Raw genomic sequence first — 10915 nt, forward strand, 5'->3', positions numbered from 1 at the left:
GTGGGTTTCACCTTCCGCTACCCCACCTTGGACGAGGCCCTGACCGACCTCTTACCGCACTAGAGCTTGACGATGGTCCGGCTGTACTCCGGGAGCGCGGCCGACGGTTCAGGTGCCGAGCGCGGTCAGCCGTGCTGCGGCGGCTGCCAGGGGCGACCGTACGGGTCGTCCGGACGCTGTTCAGGCTCCGGTGCGACCGGCGGCGGGGTCGGCAGCGAGGGCGGCACGGCGGGGCCGGTCTTCGGCCGGGGCGGCTCGAAGCCCTCCACCGGGGTGCGCGCGGTCGCTTCCGCGGCGCGCACGGCCTGCTCGATCTTCGGGTCCGAGGCCGTCTCGAACCAGTCGGCGACATCGGAGTCGTCCTCGATCTTCACCGGCTGCTCCGGCTCGGGCGAGGGCTCGTAGCGGAACACGCCGTCCTCGCCCTTGGTGGCGAAGTTCTGCGCGAAACCCTCGAGTGCCTTGCCGAAGTCGCTGGGCACCAGCCACACCTTGTTGGCGTCGCCGCGCGCCACCATCGGCAGCGTCTGCATGTATTGGTAGGCAAGCAGTTCCGGCGTCGGCTTGCCGTTCTTGATGGCGGCGAACACCTTCTCGATCGCCTTCGCCTGGCCCTGCGCCTGCAGGTAGGACGCGGCACGTTCACCCTGGGCACGCAGGATGCGGCTCTGCCGCTCACCCTCGGCCGAGAGGATCGCCGACTGCTTGGCGCCCTCGGCGGACAGGATCTGCGCCTGCTTGGCGCCCTCGGCCGTCTTGATCTGCGACTCGCGGGTGCCCTCGGCGGTGAGGATCATCGCCCGCTTCTCGCGGTCGGCCTTCATCTGCTTCTCCATCGACTCCTGGATCGACGGCGGCGGATCGATGGACTTGAGTTCCACCCGGGCCACGCGCAGACCCCAGCGGCCGGTCGCCTCGTCGAGGACACCGCGCAGCTGGTTGTTGATCTGATCGCGCGAGGTCAGCGTCTCTTCCAGGGTCATGCCACCGACGACGTTGCGCAGGGTGGTGACGGTGAGCTGCTCGACCGCGGCGATGTAGTTGCTGATCTCGTAGACCGCGGCCTGCGGGCTCGTGACCTGGAAGTACACCACCGAGTCGATCTGCAGGGTGAGGTTGTCCTGGGTGATCACCGGCTGCGGCGGGAAGGACACGACCCGCTCACGCAGGTCGACCTTCGCCCGCACCCGGTCGGCGAACGGGACGAGGAAGGTGAGCTGACCGGACACGGTGCGCGAATAGCGCCCGAGCCGCTCGATCACCGCCGCCTCGGCCTGCGGAACGAGAGCGATCGATTTGAACACCACCACCACGACCAACAGGACGAGGACGGCGGCCACGATCAAGGCAACCATGTTCTAGGGACCCTTCCAGACGACGGCGGTCGCGCCGTCGATCTTCATCACATAGACGGTCAGGCCGGCGTCGTACACTTCGTCCGGGTCCAGCGGGCGCGCGGTCCACACCTCGCCGCCGAGCTTGATCTGACCCGAATGCGCGGCGACCTGTTCGAGCACGAGCGCCGACTTCCCCGGCAGCGCATCGACATTCGTCGGAATCGGCGGCGGCGTGCCGAACTTGCGGCGCAGCACCGGCCGCACCCCCAGGAACAGCACGCCCGCGACGCCGCCGAAAACCAGCGCGTCGCCCCACAGCGGCAGATCGGCGGCGGCGGTGACGCCCGCGGTGCCAAGGGCGGCGGCACCGAGCATGAGCAGCGTCAGATCCCCGGTGAGCATTTCCGCCGCCGCGAGGACGATGCCCGCGATCAGCCAGATTATTGCGGCCACGTCGTCCAGCCTAGCCGTGATCGGCCTGCGGCGGGCGGTCTCGCGGCACCCGGCGAACCGGGCGCGCGCTCCGGGACCGGCCCCAACTACGCACCCGCCCAACGCAGGACCCGATCCCACGGCGTCGGTCCACCGGGTGCGGGCCCGGTCGCGGTACGTTCGTGCGGTGAGTGCACGTGGCGGGTACGGCGACATCTTTTCCGGGCATCAGCGTTCCAAGAAGACTCCGGTGCCGAAGGTCAGCGCCGAGCGGGACCTGGTGGTGGAGGACGCGGCGAGTGGATTCTGCGGTGCCGTAGTCGGTTTCGACCGCAGCTACGACGGCGAGTTCGTGAAACTCGAGGACGCCCGCGGCGCGGTCCGGCTGTTCGCGCTGCGCGAGGCGGCCTTCCTCATCGACGGCAAGCCGGTGACGCTGGTGCGGCCCACCGCAGCCCCGCCCAAGCAGCCGACCAGGTCCGCGTCGGGTTCGACCCGGGTCGAAGGACTGCGCGCCCGGGTGGCCCGCACCAGCCGGATCTGGGTGGAGGGCGTGCACGACGCGGCCCTCGTCGAACGGGTGTGGGGCCACGATCTGCGGGTCGAGGGCGTCGTCGTCGAGCATCTCGAGGGCCTCGACAACCTCGGCGCCCGCCTCACCGAGTTCGGCCCCGGCCCCGGGGCCAGGGTCGGGGTGCTGGTCGACCACCTGGTGACCGGGTCCAAGGAGACCCAGCTGACGACCGGCCTCGGCCCGCACGTGCTGGTCACCGGTCACCCGTTCATCGACGTGTGGCAGGCGGTGCGACCGGCCGCGGTGGGCATCGAGGCCTGGCCGACGGTGCCCCGCGGCGAGGACTGGAAGACCGGCATCTGCGCGCGCCTGGGCTGGGGGACGCCGCAGCAGGGCTGGCGCCGGGTGTACGAGGCGGTCGACTCGTTCCGGGATCTCGAGGCGCCGCTCATCGGCGCCGTCGAGCGGCTCATCGACTTCGTCACCGAACCCGACTAGACCACCGCAGGTCAGACAGGCCCTCATCGCCCGTACGCGAATCCGGGTGAACCTTTATGCTCGATGATTATGTGCTCTCCCAGTGCGACGTTGACGCTGTGGGCCGGCTCGTGGCTGGCCGGGACCAGCGCGCCCGATGACGTGCTGGAGGCGCTGCACACCTGGGCCGCGCGCCACACCCTCGCCGCGGGCGACCCGGTCACCGGCGGCCGCAGCGACCTGCCGTGGACCTCACGCGGCGAGGCGGCGGGCACCGGAGTGATGCCACTGCTCAAGGTGATCCGCGAGGCGATGGCGCCGGACGGCGCCCAGCTGCGCCTGGTGCTGCCCGCGCCGGGTGACGTGCGCGGGCTCCCGATCGGCACCGCCTTCGCCGCCGACGCGGTCGACGCCGAGGAAGGCCTGCTCCTCGGCGTACCGGGCGAGCAGGGCACCGGCCTGATCCCGCAGTGGACCGACGACGAGGTCCTGCAGTGGACCGTGTACAGCGTCGACATCCCGCGGGTCGTCGGCCCGGACATGTCCCTCGGCGAGGCCGAGTACACGATGCGCGAGTCCGTGCGCGACGCCGCCGACGCGCTCATGCGCCTGCACACCACCTCGGTCGGCGCCTCCGACGCCGACCCGCGCGAACAGATCGAAGCGCAGCTGGCCGCCTACTCCCTGCACGCCTACCCCGACTCGATCCCGTTGCGCGCCAAGCGGATTCTCGACACCGCCGACCACGTCGCGGCCATTCTCACCGTCGCCCAGCACGAACCGGCCTCCGCCCCGACCTCGGCGTCGGCGATCGGCGCGCACGAGTCACTGCTGCGCCCGCTGTGGAACACCATTCGCGAGGCCAGGCTGGCTGCCGTCCATGCCGCCGCGGGCCCGCCCCGCTGAACCGGTACGTCCAGCGGTGCTGCGCGCACGAAACGGCAAGTGCCGGTTCAGATTCCGCCGATAGCGGTCTTCAGGTCGGGTTGGTCGAGGACCTGCAGCGTGTCGGTGCGCACGTCCGGGCAGGTCTGGCTGGTAACCGTGTCGACGATGTGCCGATCGTAGGAGATGGCGGCATTGGCCGCGGTGTTCTGTTCGGTCCACAACTTCATGACACCGGTGAACGCCACCTCGGCCACCTGCGGACCGAGCGCCTTCCAGGTGCCCTGCTGGCCGTCGAGGATGCCGCACAGTTCGTCGACCATGGCCGGGGTGATGGGCGGCTGGGTGGGTGCGGGGCCGGTCTCGTAGCCCGAGTCACCGCCGCAGCCGCTGAGACCGAGCACGGCCGCGGCCAGGACCAGCGGGAAAGCCGCCCGTCGCCTTGTCGAACGCATCGGAAGTCCTCCGATCTGTCGAGCACAACTGGCAAAAGCCTACCCTCCACACCCCGCCGAACCGGGGAATGGTTATCCGGTTGTGTTCACGAACGAACGGGGCGCGGCGGCTGTTCGCAGCAGCCCGGCGCGCACAGGGCACCGTCGACGGTGCAGCCGTAGCCGGGGACGGTGCCGAGTTCGCGCACGACTCCCCCGGCGACACGTTCGGAGATCAGCTCCACGATCATGCGCGCGAAGCGCGGATCGGTGCCCGGTGTCGCCGCGCGGGCGAAGGCCATGCCGAGGTCGGCGGCGCGCTCGGCGGCCTCGTTGTCGAGGTCCCAGATCACCTCGAGATGGTCGGAGACGAATCCGACCGGGCACACGACGACGGCGTCGATTCCCTTGCCGTGCAACACGTCCAGATGATCGACGATGTCGGGCTCCAGCCACGGCACCTGCGGCGGGCCGGAGCGGGACTGCCACACCACGTCGTAGTCGGTGAAACCCGTGGCGGCGGCACACAATCGGGCCGCCTCGGCGACCTGCCTGCTGTAGAGGCGCCCGCCGTCGGCGGGCGGCCCGGCGGCGATGTCGGCCGAGACCGGGATGGAGTGCGCGGTGAACACCAGGCGCGCGCCCGCGCGGCGATCGGCGGGCAGCGTGGCCGTCGCGGCGGTGATCGCGTCGGCGAACGACCCGATCAGCAGCGGATGATCGTAGTACTGGCGCAGTTTCACCAACTCGGGCGCGCCGTCACCGACGGCCGCACGGGCGCGGGCGATGTCCTCGTCGTACTGGCGGCACCCCGAGTATCCGCCCCAGGCCGAGGTCGGGAAGACCAGGGCCGAGCGCACGCCGTCGGCGGTCATCGTGGCGACGGTGTCCTCCACCATCGGATGCCAGTTCCGGTTGCCGAAGTACACGGGCAGGTCGAGCCCGGCCGCGTCCAGTTCGGCCTCCACCGCGGCGATGATCTGCCGGTTCAGCGCGTTGATCGGCGACACACCACCGAAATGCAGGTAGTGCTCGGCGACCTCGTCGAGCCGGGCACGCGGGATCCCGCGGCCCCGAGTGACGTTCTCCAGAAACGGGATCACGTCCTCGGGGCCCTCGGGACCGCCGAACGACAGCAGCAGCAGGCCGTCGACCATCAGTTGGTGAAGTTCTCCGGGAACCACATGTTGTGGCTCGCGCCGCCGTCGACGTAGATGATCGAGCCGGTGGTGGCGGGCAGCCAGTCCGAGAGCAGCGCCACGATCGACTTGCCGACCGCGCGCGCGTCGGCGCCGTCCCAGCCGATCGGCGACGCGCCGTCCCAGTATTCGTCGAGCTGGCGCAGCTGCTTCGCGTCATCGGTGGCGGTGCCTGCGATGGCCTTGGCGGCGAGGGTCTTCACCGGACCCGCGGCGATCAGGTTGGAGCGGATCTTCTTGGCGTAGCCCACTTCCCGGGCCACGTACCGGTTCACCGACTCCAGCGCGGCCTTGGAGACGCCCATCCAGTTGTAGTACGGCATCGCCACGCGCGGGTCGAAGTCCATGCCGACCAGCGAGCCGCCCTCGTTCATCACCGGCAGCACGGCGCGCGCCAGCGAGGCGTAGCTCCAGGCGGAGATCTCGAAGGACTTGGCCACATCGGGGCCTGGGCCCTCCAGGAACGGCACCGCGTCCGGACCCATCAGGGTCTTGGGCGCGAAGGCGATCGAGTGCAGCACGCCGTCGATGCCCTCGGGTGCCAGCTCACGCAGCGCGTCGGCCAGCGCGCCCAGGTTCTCCTCGTTGGTGACGTCCAGCGGAATCGCCGGGGGCACCTCCTGCGGGAGACGCTTGGCGATGCGGTCGATCAGCCGCAGCCGCTCGGGGATGCCGGTGATGATCACCTTCGCGCCCTGCTCCTGCGCGACCGCCGCCGCGCTGAACGCGATCGACGAATCGGTGATGATGCCGGTGATCAGGATGGTCTTGCCTTCGAGCAGTCCGCCCATGGGTTTTCGGTTCTCCTGCGTTCGTGGACGCGGCGACCGGTTCGGCGCCGCGGGAAGTCGGTCAGCGGGTCAGTGGCCCATGCCCATGCCGCCGTCGACCGGGATGACGGCGCCGGAGACGTAGCGGGAGTCCTCGGAGGCGAGGAAGCTGACCACGGCGGCGACCTCTTCGGGCTGGCCGACGCGCCGCAGCGGAATGTACTTCTCGACCATGTCCTTCATGTCTTCGGGCAGGTCGGCGGTCATGTCGGTCTCGATGAAGCCGGGCGCGACCACGTTGGCGGTGATGTTGCGCGAACCGAGCTCGCGGGTGACCGAGCGGGCCAGGCCGATGACACCGGCCTTGGACGAGGCGTAGTTGATCTGCCCCGCCTGACCCATCATGCCGACCACCGAGCCGAGGAAGACCATCCGGCCCCACTTCGCGCGCAGCATCGCCCGGTTGGCCCGCTTGGCACAGCGGAACGCACCGGTGAGGTTCGCGTTCACGACCTTCTCGAACTGCTCCTCGGTCATCCGCATCAGCAGCGTGTCGTCGGTGATGCCCGCGTTGGCGACCAGCACCTCGACCGGACCCTGGTGCTCCTCGACCTCGCTGAACGCCCGGTCGACCGATTCACTGTCGGTGACATCGCATTTCACACCGAACAGGCCCTCGGGCACCCCCGATCCACGGTGGGTGACGGCGACCTTGTGGCCGTCGGCGAGCAGGCGCTGAGCCACCGCGAGACCGATACCGCGGTTACCGCCGGTCACCAGGACCGAGCGGGATGTGACGTTCGACATAGGGTCCAACCTATCTGTTCCGGTTCGTGTGCCCCGCGCCAGGGTCGCGCCGTTGCGACTACTCACAACGCGGGGCTGCAGTGCTAGGGCAGGCGTTGACGATAGACCAAACTCACCACGACACCGGCGGTGACGAACAGCATGCCGAACAGCAGCCACGGCCTGCTCGCGTCGCCCCTGGTGGTCTCGTAGCCGATCTGTTCCTCGAGCGTGTCGTAGACGGCGCGCAGTTCGGCCAGCGACGACGCCGTGTAGAACTCGCCGCCGGACAGTTTCGCGATCTCCTGCAGCGAGGCGTTGTCGACGGGCACCTTGACCCGCTGCGACCCCTTGCCGTCGGAATCCGGGATCTCCACGGTGCCCCATTCGGTGCCGAAGGAGATGGTGGAGACCGGGATGTTCTTGTTCTTGGCCAGCCGCGCCGCGGTGAAGGCGTGGCGCGGATTGTCGACGTCCTTGTCGTCGGGCACGGTCTGCTTGCCGTCCGACATCAGCACCACCCGCGCGGGCGGCGGGGTTTCGGCGCCGCCGAGGACGGCGGCCAGGGTGTCGATCGACTGCAGCGCGGTCAGGATGCCCTCACCGGTGGCGGTGCGCTCGGCCAGCTTGATGTTGTCGATCGAGTGCTTGACCGCCTCGCGGTTCGTCGTCGGCGAGACCATCACCGAGGCGGTGCCCGCGAACGTGACGAAACCGAGGTTGATGCCGGGGGTCAGGCCGTCGACGAACTCCTTGCCCGCGCGCTGGGCGACCTGCAGGCGGTTGGGCTCGACGTCGGTGGCCTCCATCGACAGCGACACGTCCATCACCAGGACGACGGTCGCGCGGTTGCGCGGCACCTTCTGCACGGCGGTGGGCCCGGCGGCGGCGATGGTGAGCAGCACCAGACCGGCCAGGATGAGCGCGATCGGCGCGTGCCGCATCGGGCTCGGCCGCGACGGGGCGACCTTCTCCAGCACGGTCATGTTGCCGAACTGCAGCATCCGCCGATGCCTGGCGCGCTGCACCAGCACATAGCCGAGGACCAGCAGGGCGACGACGGCGAGGAATCCGAGCCAGACGACGGCCGTGAAATGCGAAATACTCACTGGCGAGGCACCCGCCCGCTCGGGGCGCCGAGGCTGTGGCGCCGGGTGGACACGAACCGGACCACGTCGGCGATCCAATCCCGGTCGGTCCGCAGGGAGAGCACCGGCGCGCCGCAGCTGCGCAGCGCCTGCTGCACCTGCTCGCGCTGGGCCGCCGCCGCGGCCGCGAAATCGGCGCGCAACGTGGGGGTGACGCTGAATTCCCTGGTGTGCCCCGTCTCCGGGTCGTGCAGCACCACGTCACCGCCGTCGGGCAGGGCCACATCGAGCGGATCGAGCACCTCGACGGCGAGCAGATCGTGGCGCGCGGAGATCGCGCGCAGCGAACGCTGCCAGTCGACGTCACCGAGGAAGTCGCTGATCACCACGGCCAGCCCGCGTTTGCGCTGCGGACGGCGCAGCGACTCGATGCCCGCCTTCAGATCACCGCGCACTCCGTCGCGGGCGTGCGGGGTGGTCGCGATGCCGCGCAGCATCGTCTGCGCGTGGAGGCGACCACTGCGCGCCGGGATCCGCACCAGATCCTGGCCGGTGGCCACGACGGCGCCGATGCGGTTGCCGCCGCCGGAGGTGAGGTGGGTGATCGCCGCGGCCGCCGCGATCGCCAGATCGCGCTTCTGCACCCGGCCGGTGCCGAAATCCAGGCTCGACGACAGGTCGACCACGAGCCAGGTCTCGAGTTCACGGTCGGCGATCATCTGCCGCACGTGCGGATGGGTGGTGCGGGCGGTGACCGACCAATCCATCTGCCGCACATCGTCACCCGGCTGATACAGCCGCGCCTCGCCCGGCTCCGAGCCCGGTCCGGGGATGAGTCCCTGATGGTCGCCGTGCAGCACACCGTCGAGACGGCGCCGCACCGTCAGTTCGAGGGTCTTCAGCGCGGCGGCCAGCTTCGGGTCGGTCAGTTCACCGGCACGGAACGACGGCGGCGCGTGGGACGAGGTGGGCACGCGGACAACGGGTTCCGGCGCACTCACTGGGGCGCGACGTGGCCGGCGGGCTGGGACTGCTGCCCGTTCGCCGGCTGCGGCACGGGCTGTTGCTGGGGCGGCTGGGGCACGGCGGGCTGCTGCGGGGCGGCCTGGCCGCCGACGGCCTGCGGCGCGACCTGCGGCAGACCGACGGTCTGCAGGACCCGCTTGATGACCTCTTCGGGGGTCACCTCGTCGGCGAGCGCGTCGTAGGACAGCACCAGGCGGTGGCGCAGCACGTCCGGGATCACCTCGACGACGTCCTGCGGGACCACGTAGTCGCGGCCGCGGATCAGTGCCACCGAGCGGGCCGCGGCGATGATGCCGAGGCTGGCGCGCGGCGAGGCGCCGTAGGAGATCCAGTTGGCGACGTCGTTCATGCCGAACTCCGCGGGGGTGCGGGTCGCGGTGATCACGCGGACCACGTAGTCGACGAGCGCGTGGTGCACGAAGACGTTCGCGGCCAGCTTCTGCAGGCGGATGATGTCCTCGGGCGCGAGGATCTGCTTGGGCTCCGGCGGGGTGACGCCCATCCGGTAGATGATCTCGCGCTCCTCCTCGACCGAGGGGTAGTCGACGACGACCTTGAACAGGAAGCGGTCGCGCTGCGCCTCGGGCAGCGGGTACACGCCCTCGCTCTCGATCGGGTTCTGGGTCGCCATGACCAGGAACGGATCGGGCATCGGGTAGGTCTTGCCGCCGATCGACAGCTTGCGCTCGGCCATCACCTCGAGCAGAGCCGACTGCACCTTGGCGGGCGCGCGGTTGATCTCGTCCGCGAGGACGAAGTTGGCGACGACCGGGCCGAGCTCGGTGTCGAACTCCTCGCGGCCCTGACGGTAGATGCGGGTACCGATGAGGTCGGTCGGCACCAGGTCCGGGGTGAACTGCACCCGGGAGAACGAGCCGCCGACCACCTTGGCGAAGGTCTCCACCGCGAGGGTCTTCGCCACACCGGGCACACCCTCGAGCAGCACGTGACCCCGCGCCAGCACGCCGACGAGCAACCGCTCGACCAGTCGATCCTGACCGACGATGACCCGTTTGACCTCGTAGATCGCCTTCTCGAGAGTCTGGACGTCACGCTCCAGGGTGCTCGGCGCAGCCGTACCGGCGTCCTTCGCCAGCTTCGGCCCGCTCACACCTTCCGTCGAAGTCACCAACATCCCCGCTTTCGCTTTGGTCCTGTGCGTGCGGCACCAACTATTCCAGGTAACAGCCCGGCGCGCCGCAACCGGCCAGGAGTGGACGCGAATTCGTCGTATCGCCCGGCCCCGGTTGCCCGTCACCCTACGCATGTCGAACGCCGACCGCACCGTGCGACGCGGGGTGCGTTCCCTGCACCCCGGACCACTCAGCAACTCATGGGCAACATGATTCGCGTCATGATGGCCAGCCAGGGTAACGATCAGGAATCGACTGGACGCCGGGGCCGAGGCCAGAGCAGGACAGTGGGCGTCAGTGTCGTTGGACACACAGCTCAGGGGGTATTTATCCACGCAGTTGAGCGGTTCCATGGCTTATCTCCGGATGCCGGTCCAGTTCAGCGGCGCACTCCCGGCTCATCGGAGGTTTCCCGTCGAAAAAGGTGATCTCCATGCGGTTCTCTCCCCCTCTTCGGTTGTCCCGCGGTTTGCTGTCCGGCACCGCCATCGCCACCATCGCGGCCGTCGGCCTCGCCGTCGCTCCCCTCGCGAACGCGCAACCCCTGGTGTTGCCCGACATCGGCTCGATCGGCATCGACACCGGCTCGGCGGGCCTCGGGTCGGCCGCACCCGGCGGGGCCGACCTCGGTGGCGCCGTTGGCACCGAACGCGGCCTCGGCACAGGCAGTTCCGGAGCCGGATCCGCCGCGACCGGCAGTGCCGACCCTGGTGGCGCCGTTGGCACCGAACTAAGCCTCGGCACAGGCAGTTCCGGAGCCGAGACGGCGACCGGCAGCGCGTCAAGCCTCGGCAGCGGATCGGCCGATGCGGGGTCTGCGGCACTCGATGCCGG

Annotated in this window: 11 protein-coding genes and 1 pseudogene; 3 read left to right on the top strand and 9 right to left on the bottom strand. The window is 69.9% G+C overall.

Annotation, left to right across the window (positions count from 1 at the left end; translation table 11 throughout):
• Positions 1-125 precede the first annotated feature (125 nt).
• Positions 126-1355, bottom strand: a complete 1230-nt coding sequence (locus tag AB0H56_RS21540; protein ID WP_357166035.1) for an SPFH domain-containing protein — start codon at positions 1353-1355, stop codon at positions 126-128.
• Positions 1356-1358: 3 nt separating this feature from the next.
• Positions 1359-1790 carry an NfeD family protein gene (locus tag AB0H56_RS21545; protein ID WP_110035445.1) on the bottom strand — a complete coding sequence of 144 codons (432 nt, stop codon included), beginning with the start codon at positions 1788-1790 and terminating at the stop codon, positions 1359-1361.
• 166 nt (positions 1791-1956) lie between these two features.
• On the opposite strand from AB0H56_RS21545, the gene AB0H56_RS21550 reads away from it, so the two are divergent.
• Both AB0H56_RS21550 and AB0H56_RS21555 read left to right on the top strand, forming a co-directional pair.
• Positions 1957-2781 (top strand): DUF3097 domain-containing protein, encoded by an 825-nt coding sequence (locus AB0H56_RS21550; RefSeq protein ID WP_357166038.1) that lies wholly within the window; start codon positions 1957-1959, stop codon positions 2779-2781.
• Positions 2782-2850: 69 nt separating this feature from the next.
• On the top strand, positions 2851-3666 hold the full coding sequence (locus AB0H56_RS21555) for a hypothetical protein (RefSeq protein ID WP_357166041.1): 816 nt from the start codon (positions 2851-2853) through the stop codon (positions 3664-3666).
• Positions 3667-3713: 47 nt separating this feature from the next.
• Here the strand turns inward: AB0H56_RS21555 and AB0H56_RS21560 are convergent, their stop codons facing one another.
• The 7 genes from AB0H56_RS21560 to AB0H56_RS21590 form a co-directional block, all read right to left on the bottom strand.
• Entirely contained in the window at positions 3714-4100 is a 387-nt protein-coding gene (locus tag AB0H56_RS21560; RefSeq protein ID WP_357166044.1) for a hypothetical protein, read from the bottom strand.
• A gap of 86 nt (positions 4101-4186) precedes the next feature.
• Positions 4187-5236, bottom strand: coding sequence for a ferrochelatase (locus tag AB0H56_RS21565; RefSeq protein ID WP_357166047.1), 1050 nt, complete (start codon positions 5234-5236; stop codon positions 4187-4189).
• Positions 5236-6069, bottom strand: a complete 834-nt coding sequence (inhA, locus tag AB0H56_RS21570; protein WP_110035451.1) for an NADH-dependent enoyl-ACP reductase InhA — start codon at positions 6067-6069, stop codon at positions 5236-5238. The genes AB0H56_RS21565 and inhA overlap by 1 nt, the downstream gene beginning before the upstream one ends.
• Positions 6070-6138: 69 nt before the next feature.
• Entirely contained in the window at positions 6139-6855 is a 717-nt protein-coding gene (fabG1, locus tag AB0H56_RS21575; protein ID WP_357166050.1) for a 3-oxoacyl-ACP reductase FabG1, read from the bottom strand.
• An 83-nt stretch (positions 6856-6938) separates the two neighbouring features.
• On the bottom strand, positions 6939-7943 hold the full coding sequence (locus AB0H56_RS21580; RefSeq protein ID WP_110035453.1) for a VWA domain-containing protein: 1005 nt from the start codon (positions 7941-7943) through the stop codon (positions 6939-6941).
• Positions 7940-8896, bottom strand: a complete 957-nt coding sequence (locus AB0H56_RS21585) for a DUF58 domain-containing protein (RefSeq protein WP_357166053.1) — start codon at positions 8894-8896, stop codon at positions 7940-7942. The genes AB0H56_RS21580 and AB0H56_RS21585 overlap by 4 nt, the downstream gene beginning before the upstream one ends.
• A gap of 23 nt (positions 8897-8919) precedes the next feature.
• The gene (locus AB0H56_RS21590; RefSeq protein WP_110035455.1) at positions 8920-10083 is read right to left on the bottom strand and encodes a MoxR family ATPase; all 1164 of its coding nucleotides are present in this window, start codon (positions 10081-10083) and stop codon (positions 8920-8922) included.
• 431 nt (positions 10084-10514) lie between these two features.
• Between AB0H56_RS21590 and AB0H56_RS21595 the strand changes: the two are divergent.
• Positions 10515-10915 (top strand): annotated as a pseudogene (locus AB0H56_RS21595) (hypothetical protein); the annotation flags it as partial.

This window comes from Nocardia sp. NPDC050717 (genome assembly GCF_040654275.1).
Taxonomy (GTDB): Bacteria; Actinomycetota; Actinomycetes; order Mycobacteriales; family Mycobacteriaceae; genus Nocardia.